This window comes from Opitutaceae bacterium TAV5, from assembly GCA_000242935.3.
Classification (GTDB): Bacteria; Verrucomicrobiota; Verrucomicrobiia; order Opitutales; family Opitutaceae; genus Geminisphaera.
This window is the reverse complement of the sequence record CP007053.1, coordinates 6313826-6337876: the sequence shown is the minus strand read 5'-3', so window position 1 is coordinate 6337876 and position 24051 is coordinate 6313826. Positions and strand designations below refer to the sequence as shown.

Annotated in this window: 20 protein-coding genes and 1 tRNA gene; 16 read left to right on the top strand and 5 right to left on the bottom strand. The window is 59.4% G+C overall.

Going from position 1 to position 24051, the window contains the following annotated elements:
* Positions 1-142 precede the first annotated feature (142 nt).
* Positions 143-1294 (bottom strand): GntR family transcriptional regulator, encoded by a 1152-nt coding sequence (locus OPIT5_26810; GenBank protein ID AHF93289.1) that lies wholly within the window; start codon positions 1292-1294, stop codon positions 143-145.
* A gap of 205 nt (positions 1295-1499) precedes the next feature.
* Between OPIT5_26810 and OPIT5_26805 the strand changes: the two genes are divergently transcribed.
* From OPIT5_26805 to OPIT5_26780, 6 genes are all read left to right on the top strand, one after another.
* Positions 1500-2192, top strand: coding sequence for an antibiotic biosynthesis monooxygenase (locus tag OPIT5_26805; protein AHF93288.1), 693 nt, complete (start codon positions 1500-1502; stop codon positions 2190-2192).
* Between the two features lie 71 nt (positions 2193-2263).
* Complete coding sequence (locus OPIT5_26800) at positions 2264-3349, top strand: gluconolactonase (GenBank protein AHF93287.1); 1086 nt, start codon at positions 2264-2266, stop codon at positions 3347-3349.
* Positions 3350-3456: 107 nt separating this feature from the next.
* Entirely contained in the window at positions 3457-4596 is a 1140-nt protein-coding gene (locus tag OPIT5_26795; GenBank protein AHF93286.1) for an L-fucose dehydrogenase, read from the top strand.
* Positions 4597-4609: 13 nt separating this feature from the next.
* Positions 4610-5038: a DoxX family protein gene (locus OPIT5_26790; protein AHF93285.1), complete on the top strand. Its 429-nt coding sequence runs from the start codon at positions 4610-4612 to the stop codon at positions 5036-5038.
* A gap of 97 nt (positions 5039-5135) precedes the next feature.
* Positions 5136-6080 carry a transporter gene (locus OPIT5_26785; protein AHF93284.1) on the top strand — a complete coding sequence of 315 codons (945 nt, stop codon included), beginning with the start codon at positions 5136-5138 and terminating at the stop codon, positions 6078-6080.
* Between the two features lie 6 nt (positions 6081-6086).
* Positions 6087-7262: an NAD dependent epimerase/dehydratase gene (locus OPIT5_26780; protein AHF93283.1), complete on the top strand. Its 1176-nt coding sequence runs from the start codon at positions 6087-6089 to the stop codon at positions 7260-7262.
* 84 nt (positions 7263-7346) lie between these two features.
* Here the strand turns inward: OPIT5_26780 and OPIT5_26775 are convergent.
* Positions 7347-7423, bottom strand: a tRNA-Pro gene (locus tag OPIT5_26775).
* A gap of 154 nt (positions 7424-7577) precedes the next feature.
* Between OPIT5_26775 and OPIT5_26770 the strand changes: the two genes are divergently transcribed.
* Entirely contained in the window at positions 7578-9026 is a 1449-nt protein-coding gene (locus OPIT5_26770) for an acetoacetate metabolism regulatory protein AtoC (GenBank protein ID AHF93282.1), read from the top strand.
* 62 nt (positions 9027-9088) lie between these two features.
* Here OPIT5_26770 and OPIT5_26765 read toward each other — a convergent pair whose 3' ends face one another.
* Together OPIT5_26765 and OPIT5_26760 are read right to left on the bottom strand one after the other, a co-directional pair.
* Positions 9089-9289, bottom strand: a complete 201-nt coding sequence (locus tag OPIT5_26765) for a SlyX protein (GenBank protein ID AHF93281.1) — start codon at positions 9287-9289, stop codon at positions 9089-9091.
* A gap of 55 nt (positions 9290-9344) precedes the next feature.
* Positions 9345-11549, bottom strand: coding sequence for a hypothetical protein (locus OPIT5_26760; protein ID AHF93280.1), 2205 nt, complete (start codon positions 11547-11549; stop codon positions 9345-9347).
* A gap of 523 nt (positions 11550-12072) precedes the next feature.
* Between OPIT5_26760 and OPIT5_26755 the strand changes: the two genes are divergently transcribed.
* Entirely contained in the window at positions 12073-14655 is a 2583-nt protein-coding gene (locus OPIT5_26755) for an ATP-dependent Clp protease ATP-binding protein (protein ID AHF93279.1), read from the top strand.
* Positions 14656-14772: 117 nt separating this feature from the next.
* On the opposite strand, the gene OPIT5_26750 is transcribed toward OPIT5_26755, so the two are convergent.
* The gene (locus OPIT5_26750) at positions 14773-16170 is read right to left on the bottom strand and encodes a proton glutamate symport protein (protein AHF93278.1); all 1398 of its coding nucleotides are present in this window, start codon (positions 16168-16170) and stop codon (positions 14773-14775) included.
* A 301-nt stretch (positions 16171-16471) separates the two neighbouring features.
* Here OPIT5_26750 and OPIT5_26745 point away from each other — a divergent pair, with 301 nt between their 5' ends.
* The 8 genes from OPIT5_26745 (at position 16472) to OPIT5_26710 (ending at position 23963) form a co-directional block, all read left to right on the top strand.
* Complete coding sequence (locus OPIT5_26745) at positions 16472-17200, top strand: LPS:glycosyltransferase (protein ID AHF93277.1); 729 nt, start codon at positions 16472-16474, stop codon at positions 17198-17200.
* The gene (locus OPIT5_26740) at positions 17197-18519 is read left to right on the top strand and encodes a hypothetical protein (GenBank protein ID AHF94784.1); all 1323 of its coding nucleotides are present in this window, start codon (positions 17197-17199) and stop codon (positions 18517-18519) included. The genes OPIT5_26745 and OPIT5_26740 overlap by 4 nt, the downstream gene beginning before the upstream one ends.
* Positions 18520-19236: 717 nt before the next feature.
* Complete coding sequence (locus OPIT5_26735; GenBank protein AHF94783.1) at positions 19237-19437, top strand: hypothetical protein; 201 nt, start codon at positions 19237-19239, stop codon at positions 19435-19437.
* Positions 19438-19575: 138 nt separating this feature from the next.
* The gene (locus tag OPIT5_26730) at positions 19576-19776 is read left to right on the top strand and encodes a hypothetical protein (protein ID AHF94782.1); all 201 of its coding nucleotides are present in this window, start codon (positions 19576-19578) and stop codon (positions 19774-19776) included.
* A gap of 1779 nt (positions 19777-21555) precedes the next feature.
* Positions 21556-21993 carry a hypothetical protein gene (locus tag OPIT5_26725; GenBank protein ID AHF94781.1) on the top strand — a complete coding sequence of 146 codons (438 nt, stop codon included), beginning with the start codon at positions 21556-21558 and terminating at the stop codon, positions 21991-21993.
* Between the two features lie 1005 nt (positions 21994-22998).
* Positions 22999-23382 (top strand): hypothetical protein, encoded by a 384-nt coding sequence (locus OPIT5_26720; GenBank protein AHF94780.1) that lies wholly within the window; start codon positions 22999-23001, stop codon positions 23380-23382.
* A gap of 143 nt (positions 23383-23525) precedes the next feature.
* Positions 23526-23636 carry a hypothetical protein gene (locus OPIT5_26715; protein ID AHF94779.1) on the top strand — a complete coding sequence of 37 codons (111 nt, stop codon included), beginning with the start codon at positions 23526-23528 and terminating at the stop codon, positions 23634-23636.
* A 201-nt stretch (positions 23637-23837) separates the two neighbouring features.
* The gene (locus tag OPIT5_26710; protein AHF94778.1) at positions 23838-23963 is read left to right on the top strand and encodes a hypothetical protein; all 126 of its coding nucleotides are present in this window, start codon (positions 23838-23840) and stop codon (positions 23961-23963) included.
* Positions 23964-24051 lie beyond the last annotated feature (88 nt).

Sequence of the window (24051 nt, the reverse complement as noted above, 5' to 3'; positions counted from 1 at the left end):
GTGGAGCTCGCTGTATCGAACCGCCTTCCGCTGGTTGTGAACCTTCGGGAGGTTGCCCTCCTGGAGGGGGAAGCCGATGAAGAGCGGAGTGCGGGGCTTTATTCGCTTGGGTCCAATTCCCCGGAGCTTGCCCCGGGGATCTTTATTCACCGGCGGATGCTTTGTGGCGTATGGTCTCCTCGGATACATGGCCGGGCGCTTTTTTCGCTCCGCAGGAGTCGCGCACGATGAGCGGACATTCCAGCAGAATGTCGCGCGCCGGGATGTCGGGACGGACCAGACGCTCCAGCATCGCGGACATGGCGGCGATGCCGATCTCGCGGCAAGGCTGGCGAAGGGTGGTAAGCGGCACGGGAAGCAACGCGGCGTAACGCACATCGTCGATGCCCACGATGCGCACGTCCCTGGGCACCCGTTTGCCCAGCGCCCTCAAGCCGTGCATCGCCAGCCCGGCGGTAGGGTCGTTGGCGCACACCAGGCCCTCCACCTCCAGGTTCCGCAGGGCCTCCATGTTTCTTTGCGGGGTATCCTGATCGAGAGTCACCACGACGGGTGCGTTCATCGACGGCCCGGCGGCCTTCAAGGCGTCCGCATACCCCGCGATACGCATCCGGATCGATTCGGCCGGGGTCGTGTAGGCGGCGAAAGCGATCCGGCGGGCTCCCAGGTCGATCAGGTGTTTCGCGGCCCGGTGCGCCACGCGCCGGTGGTCGATGCCGACCAGATCGTGCCGGGTGCGGCGCGGGTAGGGGACGCAATCGCGGTCGAGCAGCACGACCGGAATCCGCGCCTTTTCCAGGGCGGCGAGCACCTGCTCGTTGACGCGGTCCTCCGGCGGCGGTGCATCCACCGGGCAAAAGAACACGCCCGACACCCGCCGGTTGATATATTGCGCGCACAGGTTGAGGGCCTGCTCGCTCCGGTCTTCCGCGGAGGCATCCGTGGCGCCATGTCCCCAGAGCAGGACATGGTTGGCGGCGCGGGGAGCCTCGGCCAGACCCCGGCAGATCGGCTCGAAAATCTCGCCCCGGAAGAGGTCCGGCACGATCAGCCCAAAAGTGAATCCCGAGGCCGCCCCGGCCCTTGCGTAGGTGCCGGAGCCCGCCCTCCGCTCCACGAGCCCCTGCAATTGCAGCTCCCGCAGCGCGCGTCCGACGGTCACACGCGAGACGCCGAAGCGTTTCACCAGGTCCGCCTCGCTGGGCATTTTTTGACCCGGCCGAAAGACGCCCGATCCCAGTTCGTTGAAGAGCGTCTCGAAGATCTGGCGATATCTGAATGACACGGATTTCATAGAAGTTGATATAACAGCTTTTGATTTTAATTCAAAAAGCAACCCGGAACGGTGACGAGGCGGTATGCTGGGAGGAAGAAGGGAACAAACTCCCCGCCCAATTTGACAATGATACAGCTTTGTTTGAAAACTAAGTCAGGTTGCCGATTTGACCGTCCAGCGCCGGTTCAGACCGCGTCCTTCACTTTTTTCACCTGATTCCATCATGATCAAAACCATCGTCACCCTGTTTGCCGCCTCGTCGTTTTGCGCGGCCGGCGGCCTCGCCGCCTCCGGGACGGTCGAGCTCTTCGTGCGTCTCCAGCTCAAGCCCGGACACAAGGAAACGTTCCTCTCCGTCATGGCGGAAAACGTGCGCCAGTCCCGCCTCGAGCCCGGCAACATCTCCTTCACCGCCTTCGAGGATCGCGCGCAGCCGGACACGCTCTACCTTTACGAACGCTGGAAAAGCCAGGCCGCCCTCGACGCGCACATGCAGACCCCGCACCTGAAAGCGGTGCAGGCTGCCGCCTCCACCAGCGTATCCGAGGCGGAAAACCTCCCGATCCGGGACCTGCATCCCGTTCCCCCCGCCGAAGTCCTGCCGGTCGCCGACCCCGGACCCACCTCCAACGTCGGGGTGATCTTCAAGCTCAAGCCCGGCGCGCGCGACGCCTTCCTGGCCACCTGGTCCAACATCCCCGAGATCAGACAGCGCCCCGGCTGCCTGCTCTTTTCCCTGCATGAAGTGCCCGGAGATCCCGACACCCTCGTGCTTTTCGAACGCTGGACGACCAAGGCCGCCCACGACGCCCACCTCGCCCAGCCCGACAGTCAGGCCCTCGGCGGCATCCTCGAACCGCTGCTCGCACGCCCGCTGATGGAAGGCCGCGTGCTGCTGCGCGACGTCGTTCCCTGACACCCGCAAGCGCGCCATGTCGTGCCGACCCACGCTTCCCGCATGAGCCCAGCCAAAACCTCATCCTCGCCATGAACCACCGAGTGTTTTCCCTCAGTCTCGCCCTTGCGATCGCCGCCGTCCCGGCCTTTTCCGCCTCCGCCGAACTCGTCGAAGTCGCCCGATCCCCCGAACACATGTGGAACGGTGTCACCGTCTCCAAAACCGGACGCCTCTTCGCCAGCTTCCCCGCCATGGCCGGTGCCCGGACCCTCTCCGTCGGCGAAATCCTGCCCGACGGCGCCATCCGCCCCTATCCCGGCGGCACCTGGAACACCTATGAAAAAGGCGACCCCACCCACGACCGCTTCGTCGGCGTCAACGCCGTGGTCTCCGACGACCGCGACCGCCTCTGGGTCGTCGATCCCGCCGGCGGCTTCGGCTCCGTGCCCCTCGCCGGCCAGGCCAAGCTCGTGCAAATCGACCTCGCCGCCGACACGGTCGCCCGCGTGTATCCATTTCCCACCGACGTCGTCCCCGAGCGCGGCTTCATCAACGACGTGCGCATCGCCGGCGGGCACGCCATACTCACCGATTCCGGCCTCGGCGCGCTCATCGTGCTCGACCTCGACACCGGCCGCTCCCGCCGCCTCCTCGCCGACGATCCCCGCCTGAAAGCCGACCCGAACCTCACCCTCACCATCGACGGACGACCCTATCTCAACGCCCAGGGCCGGACCCCGCAGATGCACGTCAACACCCTCGACCTCAGCCCCGACGGCCGCCACCTCTACTTCCAGCCCAACGGCGGCCCGCGCCTCCTCCGCCTGCCCCTCGCCCTCCTCATCGACCCCGCGCAGGACGACACGGCCCTCTCCGCCGCCATCGAGGACCTGGGCCCCACCCGCTTCAACGCCGGCATGACCTTCGGCCCGGACGGTTCCCTCTACTACAGCGACATCGAGATCGGCGGCATCACCCGCCGCAAACCCGACGGCACCTTCGAAACCCTGGTCGCCGACCCCGCGCGCATCGCCTGGCCCGACGCCTCGCGCATCGGCCCCGACGGATTCCTCTACTTCCCCGCCGCCCAGATCAACCGCCTGCCCGCCAACAACCCGGAAGGCCGCGACCTCATCGAGCGCCCTTTCCTCCTCTTCAAAGTCAGGCTCCCGTAGGCGACCGCATTCCCGCCCCCCCCGCGCCCGGATTTCACGACGACCAGCAGTCCCGACGAAGCCTCCCGCCCTCCCGCACGACTCCCATCAAAACAAACGCCGCCCACATGACGACAAGACGCCACTTCCTCTCCGCCCTGGCCGCCGGCACCGCCGCCCTGGCCTCGTCCGCCGCCCTCCCGTCCATCGCCCGCGGGGCCGGGCCCGCGCCCCGTTCTCCCGCCCTGGTCCAATCCCCGCAGACCCCCACCGGCCGCTATCGCCCGCCCTATCGCCTCGGCCTGGGCGGCTCGCCGCTGGGCAACGCCTCCTCCATCGCGATCGACGGGGCCGAGGCCCTCTCCGTCCTCGAAGCCGCCTGGGCAGGCGGTATCCGCTATTACGATACATCGCCGTTCTACGGCTTCGGCCTGAGCGAGCGCCGGTTCGGCCGGCTCCTCCACGAGAAAAAACGGGAGGACTACGTCCTCTCCACCAAAGTCGGCCGCCTCTTCCACGCCACCGCTGCGCCGCGCAAGTCCGCCTGGGCCAATCCCTCGCCCTTCGACTACGACTACGACTATTCGGCCTCCGGCACCCGCCGCTCGATTGAGGACAGCCTCCAGCGCCTCGGCATCTCGTCGATCGACATCGCGTTCATCCACGACCTCTCCCCCGACAACCCCGACCTCGGCGAACGCTGGACCGACTACCTCGACCAGGCCCTCAAAGGCGCCGTGCCCGAGCTCGAAAAGATGAAGGCCGAAGGCCTCATCAAAGCCTGGGGCCTCGGGGTGAACACCCTCCCGCCCCTCCTGCGCACGCTCGAACGCGCCGACCCGGACATCTTTCTCTCCGCCTGCAACTACACCCTGATCGATCACGCCGAGGCGCTCGACACGCTCTTCCCCCTCTGCGAGCCGCGCGGCGTCTCCATCGTCGTCGGCTCGCCGCTCAACAACGGCTTCCTCGCCGGCCGCGACCGCTTCAACTACGCCGGAGACCGCAAGCCCAACGCGCAACAACTCGAAAAACGACGCCGCCTCGAAACCGTCGCCACGGCGCACGGCGTCGATCTGCGGACCGCGGCGCTCCAGTTTTGCAGCGCGCCCGCCGTCGTCTCCGCCGTCATTCCCGGGGCCCGCCGGGCGCACCAACCCGGAGAAAACGTCGCCTCCCTGCAAGTCGCCATCCCCGCCGGATTCTGGGCCGAGTTGAAACACGAAAAACTCATCGCGGAAAACGCCCCCGTGCCGTCCCCTGTCTGAACTACCGCCTCCCATGAGCACCGATTCCCGTTCCGACTACCGCCTCGCCCACGCCCTCGCGCGCCTCGGGCTCGGCGTCAACATCGCCCTGCACGGCCTCGTGCGCCTGCCCAAGCTCGACGCCTTCGCGAGCGGCCTGCGCGAGCAGTTCGCGCAAAGCATCCTGCCCGGTCCGCTCGTTTATCTCAGCGGCTGCGGCATCGTCATCGGCGAGGCCGTGATCGGCGTGCTGCTCGTGCTCGGCCTGTTCCTGCGCCCCGCGCTCGTGGCCGGCACGCTGTTGATGATCCTGCTCATCACCGGCTCGTGCCTGATCGAGAACTGGGGCGCCGCCGGCATCCAGATGACCTACCTCGGCTTCTACGCCGTGCTCCTCGCGACCGTCCGCCACGACGCCTGGTCGCTCGACAGCCGCCGCCGCGGTTCCTCTCCGGCCGCCTGATTTTCCGATGCACCACCCAGTTTTTGCAGCAGGGGCGCGCCTCGTGCGCGCCCGCGGACATAAACAAGCCACGCCCGCAGGGAGGACGGCCTGATTCATGCAGACCACCGACACCGGCCGGATCACGAAAGGGGTCCTGCTCGGTTTTGCCTCCTTTGCCCTGTTCTCCTTCAGCGATGCCAGCGTCAAGCTGATCGAAGGCGAACTGCCGCCCTACGAATCGGCCTTTTTCGGCGCGCTGTTCGGCCTCGCCATCCTGCCTTTTCTGCTGCGCCGGGGAGACCGTTGGCGCGATGTCTTCGCCACCACGAACCGGCCCCTCTGGCTGGTTCGCTTCTTCGCCTATCCGGCAGGCGTGATCGGCAGCGTCACCGCCTTCACCCACCTCTCGATGGCCGAAGCCTTTGTGCTGATCTTTCTGCAGCCGGCCTTCGTCACCCTCACGTCGATGCTGTTTCTGAAGGAACGGGTGGGCATCCGGCGCTGGAGCGCGGTGGTGATCGGCTTCATCGGCGTTCTGATCGTGCTGCGACCCGGCTTCCGCGAACTCTCAATCGGCCATTTGGGAGCCGTGTTCGCCGGTCTTGGCGGCGCCGTGTCGATCGTGACCTTCCGCGCCGTCGGGGCGAAGGAAAAGGCCATCTCGCTGTTCGGCGCCGGCATCCTCGGCGCGGTCATCGTCTGCGGCCTGCTCACGATTCCGCGCTTCGTCGCGCCCAATGCCGAACAATGGGCGAAACTGGCCGGCTACGGCCTGCTCGCCGCCTTCGCCAACATCGTGACCATGCGTGCGGCCCGGCATGCCCCCGCCACGCATATCGGCCCGACGCAATACAGCCAGATGCTCTGGGCGATCCTGCTCGACTTCCTGCTGTTCGGGACGGGCGTCGATCTTCCCACGCTGGCGGGGATCGTTCTGATCGTCGGCTCGGGCCTCCTCACCCTGATGCGGGAAAAAGCGCGGGGAACGCCGCTGCCCCCGTCCGTCTCCGGCGAGCGGCATGTCCCGGCCGCCCTCTCTCCAGACAAACCTGCAACCTGAAAAATCATGAACAAAACCGAAACTTCATCATCGCCTGACCCGGCTCCGGAGGCGGACGACGCCTCCTCCCCGGCTTCGCGGACCAACACCGCCAACGCCCAAGGCGCGGGCACCCTGCCGACGGGCGGGCACGCCCTGATCGCCGGCGCCAGCGGCATCATCGGCGGCGCGACGGCGGAAGTCCTGGCCGGGGAAGGATGGCGGGTGTCCGGCCTGGCCCGCCGGCCCCTCGCGCAGCCCGGCGTTACCCCGATCGCCGCCGACCTCCTCGATCCGGCGTCCCTCGCCGCCGCGCTCTCCGGCCTGAAGCCCACCCATGTTTTCCTCACGACCTGGCTGCGGCAGGCGACCGAGGCGGAGAACATCCGGGTCAACGCCGCGATGGTGCGCAATCTGCTCGACGCGCTCCGGCCCGCCGGCTCCGTTCGCCACGTCGCCCTGGTCACGGGCCTCAAGCACTACCTCGGGCCGTTCGAGGCCTACGGGAAGGGGGCCCTGCCGCAGACGCCCTTCCGCGAAGATCAGGCGCGGCTCGACCTCGAGAACTTCTATTACGCCCAGGAAGACGAAGTCTTCGCGGCCGCCGCGCGCGACGGCTTCCACTGGAGTATCCACCGTCCGCATACGGTCATCGGCCGGGCGGTCGGCAACGCCATGAACATGGGCACGACCCTGGCCGCTTACGCGACGATCTGCCGCGAGACCGGCCGGCCGTTCCGGTTTCCGGGCGTGGGCGTGCAATGGGACAGCCTGACCGACATGACCGACGCGCGGCTGCTCGCCCGCCATCTGCTGTGGGCGGCGACCACGCCGGCCGCGGCCAACGAAGCCTTCAACGTCGTCAACGGCGACATCTTCCGCTGGAAGTGGATGTGGGGCCGCATCGCCGGCTGGTTCGGCATCGAGGCGGAGCCTTTCGACGGGGTCGTCCGGCCGCTCGAACAGCAGATGGCCGCCGATGCGCCCCTCTGGCGCGAGATCGCGGCGACCCACCGCCTCGCCGAGCCGGATCTCGCCCGTCTGGCCTCGCCCTGGCATACCGATGCCGACCTGGGCCGGCCGATCGAAGTGGTGACCGACATCTCCAAAAGCCGGCGGCTTGGTTTCAATCTCTACCAGCCGACGGACGACGCCTTCTTCCTCCTGTTCGAAAAATTGCGCCGCGAGCGGCTTATTCCGTAAGCCGCGCCGGCTCGCAGGTCCTCCTCAAGCCTGGCGGGTATCAAATCTCCGCCGGGCGGTTGAACATGCCAAAAGACCTGAAAATGGTCGGGGTGGTGAGATTCGAACTCACGGCCTCTACGTCCCGAACGTAGCGCTCTACCAGGCTAAGCTACACCCCGATCTCGATCGTCCTCGTTTGAGGAGTTGCGGAACATGAGGGGTCCCGCCCCCGTGCAGCAAGCAGAATCTTTTTTCTTGTTCAAATCGCCTCCTGCCGCTCCCTTGCGAGCACGAGCAGCCACACTCACCGCTCCGCCTTTTCCTTGGTTCACCATGATTGCCAGCGTCCTGATCATCGACGACGAAAAACACACCCGCGAAGGCCTCCGTCAGGCGCTCGAGGACGAGTACGATGTCTTCGCCGCCGCCAATGCCGACGAAGCCTTCAACCTCATGGAGTCGCAGGAGTTCGACGTCATCCTCACCGACCTGCGCATGCCGGGCAAAAGCGGCCTCAAGGTCATCGACAAGGCCCTGTCCCTGCCTCATCGCCCCGCGGTCATCATGATGACCGCCTACGGCAACATCGACACCGCGGTCGAGGCCATGAAGCGCGGCGCCGTCGATTTCCTCACCAAACCGGTCAACATCGAACGGCTCGAGGTTCTCATCCAGCGCGCCCTCAAGACACGCACGCTCGAGGTCGAGGTGAAACAGCTTCACGAGCGCCTCGACGACAAGTTCAGTTTCGAGGGCCTCGTCGGTCACTCGGATCGCCTCAAGGATGTGATCGACCGCGTGCGCCTGGTCGCGCCCTCCAGGGCCACCATCCTCATCGAAGGCGAGTCCGGCACGGGCAAGGAGCTCATCGCCCAGGCGATCCACCAGGCCAGTCCGCGCGCCCGCGCCCCGTTCGTGGCGGTGCATTGCGCGGCGCTTTCGGAAAACCTGCTCGAGAGCGAAATCTTCGGTCACGAACGCGGCGCTTTCACGGGAGCGACCGAACGTCGCGTGGGCCGGTTCGAATCGGCGGACAGCGGCACGCTGTTTCTCGACGAAATCGGCGAGATCTCCGCTTCCACCCAGGTGAAGCTGCTGCGTTTTCTGGAAACAAAATCCATCGAACGCGTGGGCGGTTCGCGTCCCATCACGCTGGATGTGCGCCTCGTGGCCGCGACCAACCGCAACCTCGAACAGATGGTGCGCGAGGGAAAATTTCGCGAAGACCTGTTTTTCCGCATCAACGTCGTGCGGATCACCTTGCCCCCGTTGCGCGAGCGTACCGACGACATCCCGATGCTGCTGGCCCATTACCTCCGGCTGTTTGCGAAGGAAAACAATCTGCCGCTCCTGACGGTGGAGCCCGGAGCGTTGCGCACGTTGCAGGCGTATCCGTGGCCGGGGAACATTCGCGAATTGCGCAATTTTTGTGAAAACGCCGTGGTGCTCCATCGCGGAGGCAAGCTCACCGAGTACGATCTCGACGCGCGTTTCCGGCAACCGTTCGCGGCGCCTCTCGCACTGCCGCCGGCCGGCGGCGCCCAGGCTTTATCGGCTGGCACGGGCGGACTGGCGCCTGCGCCGGGCACGATGCCGTTTCAGCCGGCAGGCGGCAGCGCGGGCGGGACGCTTTCGGTCGAGGAGAATGAAAAGCGGCTTCTGCGCGAGGCCCTGATCAAGGCGAGGGGCAACCGCACGAAGGCCGCGCAACTCATGGGCGTGAGCCGCCGCACGCTGCACCGCAAGATCGCCCAGTGGCCGGAGCTCGATGTGCTCGACTGAGCGCGGACAAGGGCATCTGCCGCAGCACCGGAACGGCGAGCGGGCGGGCGAGGGATTCTCTCCTAATAGTGCGGCGGCCGCTCCTGCTGCCCGGCGGGCGGCAGCCCGGAGTCGTCGGGGAGCCGTTCGATGACGCGAGTCAGTTCGGCGCGCAGGCGCTCGAGTTCGCGCGCCTGCCCCAGCATGACCTTGTCCTGCTCCACCACGTGGCGCTGGAGCCAGGCGATGCGTTCCTCGAGAATATCCAGTCTTTCGTTCGACATGTGCGGTTGGGCGTGAGTTGCGATGCAGCCGGGAAGGGTGTGGGAGCGCCCGGGATTACGCCAGCAATTGCCGCAATGCCTCCGGTGTCGTCACGGGCGACTGACAGGTGTAGTGCTGGCAGACATACGCGGCGGCCTGTCCGCCGTCCGCCGGGCGCATGCCATCGAGCCAGGGAGCGCGAGCGCGCAGCCAGAGGTCGGCATCGGCGTCGCTGCCGCCGGCCGGAACCAGGCCGATCAGCGCCGGCCGGCGGCGGGTCGCCTGCGCGCGGACAACGGCGACGAGCGCCCGGAAACCGGGTGCCGCCGGGTCGCCGGCGATCACGACCTGCACGGGCTCGGCGAGGATGCGTTCGAGCGCGCAGAGCATGGCGGGCAGGGCGTGCGGCGTCTGGCTCCATTGGCCGCGAAGCGCTTCGACGGTGTCGACCGCCCGGGCGTGCAAGGTCTCGTCATGGAGGAGCGAGGAGAGCCGCTGGAGGTTGGAGGCGGCAATGGAACTCGGGGCGGGCTCGGCGCCGTCGTAATCCTCTTTCAGGCGCAGCACGATGTGCGGGTCGCCGGCAGGGGAATTGAAATAACCGCCGGCGATCTCGTCACGGAAGCGCGCGTCCATGGTCTGTTGCAGCCGTTCGGCGAGGCGCAGCCAGTGTGCGTCGAACGTGGCGTCATGGAGGTCGAGCAGGCCGGCGATGAAACAGGCGTAGTCTTCGGCAAAACCCTCGCTCGCGCCGCGTTCGCCGCGCCAGGCGCGGTAGAGGACGCCGCGGCCGGCGTCGCAGAGTTCGCGTTCGACGAAGCGGGCGGCGCGCCGGGCGGCGTCGAGGTACCGGTCGCGCCGGTCGTCGAGGCAGGCGGCGGGCGAGGTGGCGGCGCGGGCGAAGGCGGAGAGCGCGAGGCCGTTCCACGCGGTGATGACCTTGTCGTCGAGATGCGGCCGCGGCCGCGCGGTGCGAATCGCCTGCAGGGTTTCGAGAGCGGCGGCCAGGCGTTCGGCCGCTGCGGCGGGTTCGAGGCCGAGAGCGGCGGCCGTTTCGGCCAGAGGGCGTACCTGGCGCAGAATGTTTTTTCCGCGCAACTCGCCGTGGGGATCGAGCGCCGGCGGCACGTTGCCTTCGGAACCTGGGTTGATTCCGAGATGGGATTCGACCAGCCGGGCTGCGTCGGGCGAGAGCGCGCGGCGCAATTCATCGGCCGTCCACACGTAAAACGCGCCTTCGACATGCTCCGTGGCGCCGTGCGCCGGCGCCGCGTCGGCGTCTTCGGCGGAGAAAAATCCGCCGTCCGGATGCGTGAGGTCGCGGAGCACGTAGTCGAGCGTCGCGCGCGCGGCCCAGGCGTACCGTTCGTCACCGGTGAAGAGCGCGGCATCGAGCAGGTTGACCGCAATCTGGGCCTGGTCGTAGAGCATTTTTTCGAAATGCGGCACAAACCACGCGTCATCGACGGAGTAGCGGTGGAAGCCGCCGCCGACGTGGTCGTGGATGCCTCCGGCGATCATGTGCCGGAGCGTGCTCGCGGCCATGGAAACGGCTTCGCGCCCGGTTTCGGTTTCCGGCCCCTGGATGGCGGCGACGCGAAAAAGAAAATCGAGGTTGGAGGCGCGAGGGAATTTGGGCGCGCCGCCGAAACCGCCATGTGTGGAGTCGAAACTTTCGCCCAGTTGCAGGTAACAGCGTTCGAAGGCGTCGCCGCCGGTTTCGTACAGCGGCGGCATCGGGGTGGCGGGATCGGGACGCACCTGCTTCCCGGCATAATAACCGGCGAGCACGTCGATCACGCGTGACGATTCCGCGACGAATTTCCGGCGTTCGCCGTCGTCGTTCCAGCCCTGGATGATCACGTCGAGCACGGAGAGAAGCCCGGATCGGCCGGAGCGGTCCTCGGGCGGGAAATACGTGCCGCCGTAAAACGGCTTCAGGTCCGGAGCGAGCCACACGCTGAGCGGCCAGCCGCCATGACCGGTCATCGCCTGCACGTAGGCCATGTAAACCTTGTCCACGTCGGGCCGCTCCTCGCGATCCACCTTGATGGAGACAAAATGCTCGTTGAGCACGGCGGCGACGGCTTCGTTTTCAAACGATTCCCGGGCCATCACGTGACACCAGTGGCAGGTCGAATACCCGATGCTGAGGAAGATCGGCTTCTGCTCCGCGCGCGCCCGGGCAAATGCCTCCTCGCCCCATTCCTGCCAGTGCACCGGATTGCGGGCGTGCTGGAGCAGGTAGGGAGACCGGGCGGCTGAAAGGCGGTTGGGCATGGGCATGCAAGGAGGCGAAATCCGGCGAAAAGAAAAGCTTTGGCACCGGAGAAAAGCGAATTATCAACCACTTAAACGCAAAAAGAAGGCAAAATGCGACTCGTGCTCGACAGGCGTACAGTTTTTTGCTCAGGATTTCACCCGTCAGGCAAATATGAGTTGCAACCGGGCAACGAGGCCCGTTTTGTAAAAAGGTTCTTTCAATTTAAAGCAGATAATTTGCCCGCGGTGGGCGCGAGCCTTGAAAGCGAATGCATAGGGGATGTTATTGGCTTTTCAGGCGTCTGCCGCGGGCTTTCTCGTGTCCGCACCGGAAGGCGCGGAGCGCCGGAGGCCGTGCCGGGGCGCGGTGAAACGTCCGGAGAAACGGGCTGATTTCCGCTCGGCAACAATGGCGGAAGCGGGCGTTTTGGCACATCTTTCGCGCAATGCTGACGCGTTGTCGTGCCGGGTTGTCCGGGTTCTCCCGGCGATCTCCCCTCAGGCTCCGCTGGCCCGCGGCGTGCAGAAGAAAGTGCAACCTATGGACCCGAACCAGTTCACACAAATGTCCCGTCAGGCGATCACCGACGCGCAGTCGGAAGCCCGTCGCCGCAACAACAATGAAGTCGACACGTGGCATCTGCTGCACGCGCTGCTTTCCCAGGAAAACGGCATCGTGCCCGCCATCGTCGAAAAGCTCGGCCTCACCACGTCCGCGCTCCAGCTTGCGTTGCAGCGCGAACTCGACCGGCTCCCGCGCGTCAGCGGCAGCGTGGATACGTCGAAAGTTTACGTCACCCAGGCCGTCAACGACGTCCTCACCCGGGCGGAGGAGGAAGCGAAGCAGCTCAAGGACGAGTTCGTTTCCGTCGAACACCTGTTCCTCGCGCTCATCGAGGTGGCGAAGCCGGAAGCCTTCGCCCGGTATCTGAAATCCTTCGGCATCGACCGCCGGACCGTTCTCAAGACCCTGAGTGAACTGCGCGGCGCGCAGCGCGTGACCACCGACAACCCCGAAGCCACCTACAACGCCCTGAAAAAATACGGCATCGACCTCGTCGAACTGGCGCGCAAGGGCAAGATGGATCCCGTCATCGGCCGCGACGACGAGATCCGCCGCACCATCCGTATCCTTTCCCGCAAGACAAAAAACAACCCCGTGCTCATCGGCGAGCCCGGCGTCGGCAAGACCGCCATCGTCGAAGGCCTCGCCCAGCGCATCGTGCGCGGTGACGTGCCCGAGGGGCTGAAGGACAAGACCATCTTCTCGCTCGACATGGGCGCGCTCGTCGCCGGCGCGAAATACCGCGGCGAATTCGAGGAACGGCTCAAGGCCGTGCTCAACGAAGTCAAGCAGAGCGACGGCCGCATCCTGCTCTTCATCGACGAGCTCCACACCATCGTCGGCGCCGGCAAGACCGAGGGTGCGATGGACGCCGGCAATCTCCTGAAGCCCATGCTCGCCCGCGGCGAGCTGCACTGTATCGGCGCGACCACGCTCGACGAATACCGCCAGCACATCGAGAAAGACGCCGCGCTCGAGCGCCGTTTCCAGCCCGTGCAGGTCGAGCCGCCCTCTGTCGAGGACGCCATCTCCATCCTGCGCGGCCTGCGCGAACGCTTCGAACTCCATCACGGCGTGCGCATCCAGGACAACGCCCTCGTCGCCGCCGTCACGCTTTCCAACCGCTACATTTCCGACCGCTTCCTGCCCGACAAGGCCATCGACCTCGTGGACGAAGCCTGCGCGATGATCCGCACCGAGATGGACTCGATGCCGCAGGAACTCGACGCCCTCACACGCCGCGCCCTTCAGCTCGAAATCGAGGAAACAGCCCTGAAACTGGAAAAGGACGATGCCTCCCGGCAGCGTCTCGAAACCCTCCGCAAGGAGCTCGCCAACACCCGCGAGCAGGCCGATGCGCTGAAGCGCCAGTGGGAGCGTGAAAAAGCCTCCATCGACCGCGTACGCAAGGTGCGCGAGGAACTCGACGCGGCCCGCCTCGCCATGGAAAAGGCCGAGCGCGCCTACGATCTCAACAAGCTCGCCGAACTCCGCCACGGCAAGATTCCGCAACTGGAAGCCGAACTGAAAAAACTCGAAACCACCGGTGCGCAGACGCAGCTCTTCAAGGAAGAGGTGTCCGCCGAGGAGGTCGCCGAGATCGTCGCCAAGTGGAGCGGCATCCCCGTGACGCGCCTCGTCGAGAGCGAACGCGAAAAACTCCTCCGCCTCGGCGAGGTGCTCCACGAGCGTGTCATCGGCCAGGACGAGGCCGTGCAACTGACCAGCGAGGCCATCCTCCGCGCCCGCGCCGGCATCAAGGATCCGCGCCGCCCCGTCGGCAGTTTCCTCTTCCTTGGCCCGACAGGCGTCGGCAAGACCGAACTGGCCAAGACGCTCGCCGAAACGCTCTTCGACAGCGAGGCCGCCATGATCCGCATCGACATGTCGGAGTACATGGAAAAGCACAGCGTCGCCCGCCTCATCGGCGCGCCTCCGGGCTACGTCGGTTACGATGAGGGTGGTCAGCTCACGGAGGCCGTCCGGCGCAAGCCGTACGCCGTCGTCCTCTTCGACGAGATCGAGAAAGCGCACCCGGATGTATTCAATGTCCTGTTACAGGTGCTCGACGACGGCCGCATCACCGATTCGCAAGGCCGCACCGTGGACTTCAAGAACACGATCATCATCATGACCTCCAACATCGGCAGCCGTTACCTGCTCGACGGCGTGACCGGTGACACGATCCCCGAGAGTGTGCGCGAGTCGGTCATGGCCGAGCTGCGCAAGGGCTTCCGTCCGGAATTTCTGAACCGCATCGACGAGACGATCCTCTTCAAGCCGCTGACGCTCGAGGAAATCACAAAAATCGTGGACCTGCTGCTGGCCGACCTCAACAAGCGCCTCGCCGACCGCCGCGTGACGGTGGAGCTGGACAAGAAGGCGAAAACCTGGGCGGGCGAGAAAGGCTACGATCCGGTGTTCGGCGCACGCCCGCTGAAGCGTTTTCTCCAGCGCCAGATCGAAACCCGGCTCGCCCGTGCCCTGATCACCGGGGAGGTGAAAGAAGGTTCGACGGTGACCTTCAAGGTCAAGAACGACGAACTCGTGATGTCCTGACGACCGGCGACGTCATCCTGTAGCCGCAAGTGGTGCCGGTGTTCATGAGGTTTGCCCGTAGCAACAAGGGGCGCACTTCACGTGCGCCCCTTGTGTGTGTGGGAGGAACATGCCTCCTTACCCCGTCGCAATTCCCGGCGGTGTCGTTGCGGAGACCGGAATCGGCGAACCGGTATTCGACGTGTCGTCGTCTTCGGGCAGATCGGCCTCGCCGCGCGAGACGAGCACGGCGCAGACGAGATCGCCGCTGACGTTGAGCGTGGTCCGGCACATGTCGAGCAGACGGTCGATGCCCAGGATGATGGCAATGGCCTCGCCCGGCACGCCGATCGTCACGAGCACGCCGACCACCAGGGGGAGCGAGCCGCCTGGCACGCCCGCCGTGCCGAAGCCGGCCATGATGCACATGAGCGCCACGACAATCTGTTGTCCGATGGTCAGGTCGATGCCGAACACCTGGGCGAGGAAGAGCACGGTGATGCCTTCATAAAGCGCGGTGCCGTTCTGGTTGGCGCTGGCGCCGACCGTGAGCACGAAGCGGCTGATCTGCCGGGGCAGGCCGAGATTCTCCTCGGCCACGCGGATCGAGACGGGGAGCGTGGCGTTGCTCGACGACGTGCTGAAGGCCGTGACCATGACCTCGCGGATGCGCCGGAAAAACAGGAGCGGCGACTGGCGTCCGATAAGTGCGAGCAGCAGCGAGTAGGTGCCAAACTGGTGCAGGGTCAGCCCGAGGATGACGACGCCGACATAGGCGCCGAGACTTTGCAGGATGCCGATGCCGAGCGTGGAAGTGAGGCTGAAGCCGAGACACGCCACGCCGATCGGCGCCAGTTTCATGGCGAATTCGATGATCAGCATGCAGACATCGAACATGCCCTGGAAGACCGCAGTGAGCGCCGCGCCCCTTTCGCGCGGCACCATGGCCAGCGCCACGCCGACAAAGACGCTGAATACCATGACGGCGATGAGGCCCCCGCCGGTGTAGTTGGGCGCGAAGGCGTTGACCGCTTCGGCGAGCGGGTTCTGGGGGACGAGTTCGAGGATCGATTCGGCAAGAGGCGGGCTTTCGCGGGTGCCCTGCTCGATTTTGACGGCGGCGTCGCCCCCATAGCGGGCGGTGAGCTCGAGACGCGTACTTTCGGGCATGTGCCGGCCGGGGGCGAGCGTGTCGACGAGCACCAGCCCGAGCACGACGCTGGTGCCGGCGAGGATGAACGTCCAGAGCACGCATTTGAGGCCGACGCGGCCGAGCTTGCGGATATCTCCCATTTCCACGATCCCGAGCACGATGGCGGAGAGGATCAGCGGGATCACGATCATGAAAATGATCCGAATGAACAGCTTGCCGAGCGGCTGGATCAGCTGGTCGAGCCACCAGTGGAGACGCTCCGTGGCTTCGGGAGTGGTGCAGAAATGCCGGGCGAGCAGACCGAACAACAATCCGACGACGAGGCCGGAGATGATGAGGTTGGCGGACTGCCATTTCCAGGGGGGACGGAGGCGGAGGGTCATCGTGAGTCGTGAATAATCTGTGGTTGGAGCCTCGTGGTAGCACATCTCCGGCCAACCGGTTTGCGGGGGAGGGCGTAGTTTTGCGTAAGAGGCGAGGCCGGATGGTGAACCGACGAGGCGTTGGCGGTGATGGTCTGGTGGTTACTTTTTAGCACGAAATCTCTGCAGGGACGAACGGGTAGGGGATTTTTCTGCGGGTGAAAATGGCAGAATCCGATGCGAGTATAGGCTCGCCGCAGCGATTCCGGCTGCTAACCAGTCCGGCTATGTCCGAAAGAGAAGTATATCCCGAAGAAAGAAAATGAGAGCGGCCTTGGTGACATTGGCGGTGGGAGAGGTGCCGGAAACGCGCTGGTCGCATCCGGTTTTCCGCGCCTATGCGCAGCGGCACGGCCTGGAGTTTGTCGTGATCGACGAGTGGCGGGTGCGGAAAGGCGGCTGGTTCACCCCGAAACGCAAGCGGGCCCAGTTCGAAAAACTGCAATTGCACCGGTTGCTCGGGGAGTATGACCGGGTGATCTTTTTCGATGCGGACATCCTGATTCATCCGGAATGTCCGAATTTGCTGGAACTGGTGCCGGATGATTGTCTGGGCGCGGTGAGCGACGAGCAGGCGGACGGGGGAGGGGAGACATGGAAGCGGCGCGACGATCTGGATCGGGCGCAGAAAGCACTGGGGACGTTGCCGCCGGAGCGGACAGCGGAGCCGTACTTCAATACAGGGGTGATGGTCCTATCCAAGGCATGCCGGGCGGTGTTCGATCCGGCACGATGCTGGCCGCCGGAAGGACGCTGGCGGGAGCAGACGGGAATCAACTACAACGCCCGGAATGATGGCGTGAGGACACGGTATCTGGAGAACAGATATAACTTCTCGCCGCTTGACGGGAGTCGCTGGACAAACCGGGAGGTGCGCTTGGGCGGAGGGCAAACGGGATCGCTGGTCGTCCATTATGCCGGTCTGGTTGATCGGCCCCGTATGGCAGAAGATGCCCCGGTGTTTTGGAAACAGTGGGGGATCGGAGAATGAATTTGACCGCGAAGGACGCAAAGGATGCGAAGGGAGGATACGAGTCCAGAGAGCGACTTTCCCGGGGGGCTGAATCACGGGCCCGGACGGAGAGTGATGGTCTAAAGGTACTGCATGTTTTCAAATATCCGCCTGGCCAGGGGGGGATGGATTACGTGCAGCGTCTGCACATGCGACGGGCAGCGGCAGGGGAGGGGGGGGACGTGTGCATGGCCCTGCTGAGGAGGAATGACCGGACCAAGCGAACAAGTGAGCCGGGATTGATCGAGTTAGGGGGGGGGGCATGGAGCCTGTGGTGGAGTCTGCGGAGAAAGGCGGCACGGGTATTCGCGAAGGAGCGGCCGGATGTGTCTCTCTATTATAATTGCTGGGGAGCCGACATGTTGGCGGACGTGGACACCGCACACCTGCGAATCGGCTACTTACACAGCAGTTTTCCGGGATTCGATAATTATATAAAATATTTTTCCCGGTGGCTGGACGGCTTTTTGTGTGTAAGTCCGGCGCTCGCCACACGGGTGCGAGGTTGTGCGGAGGGGCATGCACGGGAGTGCGTTGCGAGTGTTCCGTGCCCACTGAATCCGGCGATTCTGGCGATGGCGCAAGAGAGTGAAAGCGGGGAAGAGCAGAAACATCGGGATTCTGCGAGGGAATGTGTGATCGGTTATTCCGGACGACTGGTAAAAGAGCAAAAGCGGGTGGACCGGCTGCCGGAATTGGTGAGGTTGCTGGAAAGGGAATTGGCCGGGAGAGACTGGCATTTCGAGATCCTCGGAGATGGACCCGAACGAACGTGGCTGGAAAAAGAGCTTGCCGACGAGATAGCACGAGGCCGTGTGAGGTTTCTTGGCTGGAAGGATGCGGTTGGCGTCGGCCAGATACTGAAGACCTGGAAATATTATGTAAATGTGAGTGATTACGAAGGTCTGAGCCTCGCTATGCTGGAGGCGGTGGCGGCAGGGTGTTTGCCTGTTTATCCGAACTTTGTTAGTTCGGGTAAAAAAGAGGAAGATTTGCCGGGAACCGCCTCTTCTTGTTTATATCCAGCAGGCGACATGCCAAAAGCTTCCACCCTCATCTCGCTCATGGAAAAATCATGCACGGAAAATGGATCCAGAATTTCGATCCTCCGTAAGACATTGAAAAACTGCGCATTTGGTCGGACCAGTTCAAATTACCTGACCGCTTTGGGTGCGTGCTTGGACTCATATCAGAATGCCACGCCCTCGCGAACCACGCCTCTTTTCTCTGCTCGGAGGCCTTCTTTCATATTTGGTTACAACCGATTTTATAAAGAACTTATCCAAGGAAAATGTTGAAGAGTGGTTTTATATTCAAGCTATCCATTAGTATTTTCGCGATGACGGAACGAATGTCTTCAAAAGTAACCGCTGAATTAAATTCAGTCTTTGAATATAAGCTCTTCGCCAAAAGGAACCACGATATCCGGAGACAATCTTTTTGAAGCGGAAGGAATGTGTCGAATGTGCAACAATATTTCTTCCTTGGGAATTCCCGAATCCGCATGTGAATCGCACACGGGAAAGTTCTGCAACTGAAGCTTCCGAGGGATAAAGAAGTAATTCCGCCAGGCACGCATACAAATCGGTCAAGGCAGGGAATGAGTTGGCGCTGTGAAAGAAATCATTGATATATCGAAGGGCGCCTGTTTCCATAAGCAGCAGCAGCCTTCGGTCCAGATTGTTGTTATCAGGTAAAAAATGGAAATCGATCTGTTCATTCTTTGTGGATATATATTCCAAAGTTTGAGTGGTATTGGAAAAAAGGAGTTCCACAATTTCAATGCATTCCTTAATTAGTAAGAAATTCTCCACGGGAGCCTCCTCTTCAAAAAAAAAGCCATTGGTCTTACCATTGGTTTGGATTTTCGAGAGAGTTCCAAAATAATAACCGTTCCACTGACAGCGCTCGTGGGATGAGATCGAATCGGCCAGAAGTGCCTCAAATGAGCATTGAGAGGAGGCATGCCATCCAATATCCACTAACGCCACTCGCTTCCATGGATGCCCCATTGAATGCAGGTAATCAAGATATGCCTTCCGTTCTATTTCAGACTGATTGAGAATGGGAGTTTCCAGCAGATGGATAAGCTTCTTGAGCTGCGGTCTGTTGGCGGCGGTAATAATGTGGCTGCCCGAGGCCAAACCGGATTCCTTTATTTCCGACAGGTGGTTTTCCGCATGGATATTGATCCGTTTCAAAAAATCCCTAACTGACATTCCGGAGGCATCCGAGATTAAGAAATCAGTGGATTTCTGGCCCACACACGTAATTGCTGCAAAGTTGAGTGCCCTGCGAGATGTAAGTAAATATGAATACTGGTTTGTTGATTCCGGCGGAGATTCCAGCGTTGATTGAAGATCGGAGATATTTTTCAACAAGTCATCAAGATCACAGTGGAGCCAGTGATCATCATTGAGACCAAAGTTGTTCCCCTCGCTTTTACATGCCAGAAAAGCGCGAAAAATTTGCATGCCATCCCGTGCCAGAAAATGCCAACGATCCGCCTCCCCCCTTTTGAAGTGATTGTATATAAATTGACCAAATCCCAGTAACAAAGGCCCCGAAATAGCGTAGCCAAGAAAAAACCAGAATGACTCTGCTCGTGAAAACGAGGTATTCTGCAGCTTCCGGAGTGACTCTTGCAGTAATAATTTTCTTTCTCCTATGAATGGACTTTGCCTTCCTGGATTATCTTTGGTTGTATGTATCATATGTGATTCCTGTTGGCACTTAAGTCATCAGTGCGGTTTGTGCAATCAGGATTGGTGGGGAAGGAAGTCTGTCATCGGATGCCCGATCCTCTCTTTATATAGACTGTCGTTCGCCTGAAATGTTATCGGGTTTGATTTTCTTGTTCGTGGCAGGCTCTTATAATAATTGAGATGTGCCTCTGCAATTTCCGGCAAACCCGGATTCTTGTTAATCCGCCAATCATAATAGTTTCTATCGAAGAGCATTTCCCATGGAATAAGATAACCAAGGAAGAAATATATCCATGCATATGGTTTTTCCTCATCAGGAACATCGAATAAAAATGTTATGGGATTCTCTCCAAAAAACCTGACAGGCTTTCCCCAAAAAACGGCCTCAATTCCAACGCTGGAATTTATGGTTATGATTTTTTTGCACCGGGCGCAGAAATGGAGTGAAGTTTTGGATAAATCAATATTTCCACGATATAATGCCAGTCCGCCAGGATGCAGGCGCACACGCATACTGTCTCTTCTATCCTGAACACTCGCAAGCAAAGACAGCGATGTCCATTTATTCGAATACAATAAAGTGTTCGAATCATCTTCAACCTGTAGTGCGACACCTAACTCCGTGTCGATTTTAGTGGTAAAATCATTCGGATTTATCGTTGGTGCCAGTAAGGTCTGTATTTTCCTTTTGTTTATATTATTTTTATCGCACCATTGAATGAACCTTTTCCTTCCATCTTCTGTCCTGTCTTGACTCTCCCATTGTGCTCTAGCAGAGGTGTTCCCATTTACACCGGAAAAATCAAAAAATGCAGTTTGTCGATAAAATGGTTTCCTTAGGGGACCGATCTCGTTGAATATTATTGGCAGACCAAGTTCTTTCGCCGTTTGCTTAAGAGAAACTGAATTCAGCCAGGTGATTATCGTGAATTTACCAAAAGCATCTCTGAGTTCTGTCAAAATATTAGCGTAATTGAGTCCGGCAAAGTTTTCGCTAAGAACATAGTTGACGAAGCGAAGATGAGGGTTCTCCTCTATTTCTTTTTCCGCGGGTGAGGAGATTCTGTGGAAAATGATATGGACTCCATTGGCCAAGTCGTCTTCATTTATATTATATCCCATTCCCTCCTGTTCATTCTTGCTTAATCCCCATATCATTCCTCGAGCCTTTTTAATTGGGTTTTCAAAATATTTACGATAAGATTCTGGTGCAATAATGATAGAATCGCTCGCGGCATTGGTGTTGTGAACCCATTTGAAGATGGACCAACAATAGCCGGCAATATCGAAACTGCGAGGTGAGTAGGGAGGGACAAGATATAGATATTTCAGGGTTATGCTTTCCTTTATTTCCTCAATATTGTAGGCACTTGAATGCAGGTTTTTTTTCTTTTCTTTTTTATCCAACTCATTCTGAGAGATTAGTTGCCTGAAATAGGCCTTCCCGTTTCCCCCTAAATGTCCGCAAGAATTTGTGAGTTTTAACAAAGTCTCCTGGGGCAGGCATCTTTTACTACTCCAAGAGCATAAAAGTCCAGGTCTCCAATATCCGGTTTGACTTAGTAGAGAATTTGCACTGGCAAAATCCATCGGAATTTCACTGGGTATCAGAGGCGTCCCCTCCCCACTATGCTCAATGCCATCCCAGTGAAGGAAATTCCCAAGTGCTTTAGCTTCATTTGCGGCTGGATGTATGCTCAGATCAAGCCATGTTTCCAAATATGTCTGCGGGGTCAGCGCATCCCATGTGATTGTCTTATCGATCAGTCTTTCAACCAATGTTTTTATGGCGGCTTCATGCATTGGCTCTATAAAGTTTCTGTAGAGCATCATTTCGTTTTCGTTTTCTACATAAAGTCCGCTGAAATGTTCTTTGTCATTATCTCGATTGATCTTATAACCGGTCACGGATCCATGGGGGGCCATGTGAAGTATTTCCAGAAGTTGAACGGTCGTTTGCAACCTGCGTTGTTCTTCCAGTGCGGAAAATGGTGTGCAGATCATTCCCTGTGCATAGCCACCTCTGTAAATGTTTCGTTGCGCAGCCTGAAAGAGACCTGTATATAGTCCGATAATATTATGTTTGGGGTACTCGCATTCAAATTCAAGCAACTTAACCAACATTGCTTGCATACTCGCATGCCAGCCTAAATCCACAATCGCTTTTTTCCCCGAAGTATCGAAAAACCCAATCTGGTGCAAGTAGCCCAACGCGAGCTTACGTTCTTTTGCGGCAATATCCACAATTTCGGTTTCCAATGAATGAATCAAGGCGGATAATTTTTTACATTGCCATGCAACTGGAATTATTTCATCTGAAGAGGAGAAGAATTTACGGACTTTTAACTCGACAGATTCTGTTATTTGAATTCCTATTCTTTCCAAAAAAACACGCACAGGGCGATTTGGCTTCAGTCCACCTAAAAGGAAGCGATTAAGCACTTCTTCGTTTATTTGTTTTATAGTTGGCATCCAGAGTGCCCGTCGAGAAATCTCTGCATAAACTATTTGCAATCCATTCGTTACAACTCCCTGTTTTTCAAGAGATTCCCATGTGCGTTTCAATATCCAACCATCCCGTGATAAAAAATAGATGGTTTTTACTCCTTGCAAACGAACCTGTTCGTCAATCCATTTTATGTAACTCCCCAAGAGTAACGGAAGGTGAGTGCGTGCAATTTCACTGAGTGTATCCTTTTGTAAAACAGGCACATTGTATGAGGACACATCATTTCTAGTCTTGGCAATCAATCGTGATAACGGGATTATTGCATTGCTAAATCCCGCGTATTTTTTATGCCCTGTTGAATAGTTCGGGAAATGAAATGCCTGAATTCCATTTTCTTTTGCGCGCCTGACATCCGAGTTCCAATTGTCGCCTATGTGAAAAATTTGATGACCCTTCCCAACGCTTCTCAGTACCTCCTCCCATAAATCACCGTGACCCTTTGTCTTTTGAAATTCCGAGGACAGAAATATTTTTTGATATTCGGAGTATCCACATTTCTGCAATATTTGCTCAATCACATGTAGTGGCAGATACATGTCCGAGGTAAATATAATTTCGTTTCGGTGAGAGACAGCATCGTCATATATTTTTTTGATCTCAGGTATCGCTACTGCTTCTGCCAATTCCGTCTCAATTTCCAGTATCTTGATTTCATCGATAAAGGGAATGAAATTCTTGTCAAGTTCACCGAGTTTTTTATAGATACGATCAAGCGTGGTTTCTCCCAGTACGATACTGCCATTTGCGCGGGATTCTCGCTCCGCCCGAATTCGCATTTCGATAAAATTTCTCCAGAGAAATTTTTCACTCCGTTTTTTACATCTTGCCAACATGGCACCTTGAATAATCGCAAATATATGCGTTGGAATTGCCACTTTTCTTGTTACCGCCGTGTCAAAAATATCCAGAGAAAGTATTCCGTTTTGCGGGATACGGCCAACAAATGAAGATAAGTCACTCATTTTTTCAAAGCGTTTATTGTGTTGATAATATGTTTTGCAAAGACTTGATAGAAAAAAGATTTCAATCGTTTAAGGATATTTTTCCTTTTGTCTGGTGGCGGGGTTGGAATGTTGAATAATTTCAGAAGATGCTTGATGAAATTTTGATAAAAAAAGGAAGTTATTTTTTTAAAGACACTTTTCTTTATAATATTTTTTTGTTCGATTTCTTTTTCGAGTTTTGCAAGTTTTGTGGATAATTTATCCGTCTCCCATCTTATGCTTTTCTCCATTTGGGCGAGCGCGAACAGGATGCTGAATGTTCCATTTCCACCAGTTTCTTGTATCCCGCTCCTGAAAATAGCTGACTCAAAAAGTTTTCTTTGCGACTGATGGAGTGAATTTGAAGCAATTATAGAGTTACCATAAATACCGTCCGTGCCTCCCCTGTTACTTGTTCGATGATGATAGTAGGCGAGTTGTTTGTCAACAAATCCGACATCAGATTGAAAAAGGACACGAAGCATAAAGTCCCAATCGCCAAGGACAGGCAGGTGTTCATTAAACAGCCCGACCATATCAAATAAATCCACGCGAAACAAGAAAGCTATAGGCGGACTCTGATTTACTTTAAAACTTTCCCACAAGTTTATATCTCTGACAAAATCACGATAA

Excerpts from the sequence above, each read along its gene's own strand:
- OPIT5_26760 (AHF93280.1), bottom strand. The coding sequence starts at position 11,549 with ATGCCCAACCGCCTTTCAGCCGCCCGGTCTCCCTACCTGCTCCAGCAC.
- OPIT5_26735 (AHF94783.1), top strand. The coding sequence starts at position 19,237 with ATGCAGGTAATCAAGATATGCCTTCCGTTCTATTTCAGACTGATTGAG.
- OPIT5_26765 (AHF93281.1), bottom strand. The coding sequence starts at position 9,289 with ATGTCGAACGAAAGACTGGATATTCTCGAGGAACGCATCGCCTGGCTC.
- OPIT5_26725 (AHF94781.1), top strand. The coding sequence starts at position 21,556 with ATGCTCAATGCCATCCCAGTGAAGGAAATTCCCAAGTGCTTTAGCTTC.
- OPIT5_26805 (AHF93288.1), top strand. The coding sequence starts at position 1,500 with ATGATCAAAACCATCGTCACCCTGTTTGCCGCCTCGTCGTTTTGCGCG.
- OPIT5_26800 (AHF93287.1), top strand. The coding sequence starts at position 2,264 with ATGAACCACCGAGTGTTTTCCCTCAGTCTCGCCCTTGCGATCGCCGCC.
- OPIT5_26750 (AHF93278.1), bottom strand. The coding sequence starts at position 16,170 with ATGACCCTCCGCCTCCGTCCCCCCTGGAAATGGCAGTCCGCCAACCTC.
- OPIT5_26745 (AHF93277.1), top strand. The coding sequence starts at position 16,472 with ATGAGAGCGGCCTTGGTGACATTGGCGGTGGGAGAGGTGCCGGAAACG.
- OPIT5_26715 (AHF94779.1), top strand. The coding sequence starts at position 23,526 with ATGCTTGATGAAATTTTGATAAAAAAAGGAAGTTATTTTTTTAAAGAC.
- OPIT5_26710 (AHF94778.1), top strand. The coding sequence starts at position 23,838 with ATGATGATAGTAGGCGAGTTGTTTGTCAACAAATCCGACATCAGATTG.
- OPIT5_26795 (AHF93286.1), top strand. The coding sequence starts at position 3,457 with ATGACGACAAGACGCCACTTCCTCTCCGCCCTGGCCGCCGGCACCGCC.
- OPIT5_26810 (AHF93289.1), bottom strand. The coding sequence starts at position 1,294 with ATGAAATCCGTGTCATTCAGATATCGCCAGATCTTCGAGACGCTCTTC.
- OPIT5_26755 (AHF93279.1), top strand. The coding sequence starts at position 12,073 with ATGGACCCGAACCAGTTCACACAAATGTCCCGTCAGGCGATCACCGAC.
- OPIT5_26740 (AHF94784.1), top strand. The coding sequence starts at position 17,197 with ATGAATTTGACCGCGAAGGACGCAAAGGATGCGAAGGGAGGATACGAG.
- OPIT5_26770 (AHF93282.1), top strand. The coding sequence starts at position 7,578 with ATGATTGCCAGCGTCCTGATCATCGACGACGAAAAACACACCCGCGAA.
- OPIT5_26790 (AHF93285.1), top strand. The coding sequence starts at position 4,610 with ATGAGCACCGATTCCCGTTCCGACTACCGCCTCGCCCACGCCCTCGCG.
- OPIT5_26780 (AHF93283.1), top strand. The coding sequence starts at position 6,087 with ATGAACAAAACCGAAACTTCATCATCGCCTGACCCGGCTCCGGAGGCG.
- OPIT5_26785 (AHF93284.1), top strand. The coding sequence starts at position 5,136 with ATGCAGACCACCGACACCGGCCGGATCACGAAAGGGGTCCTGCTCGGT.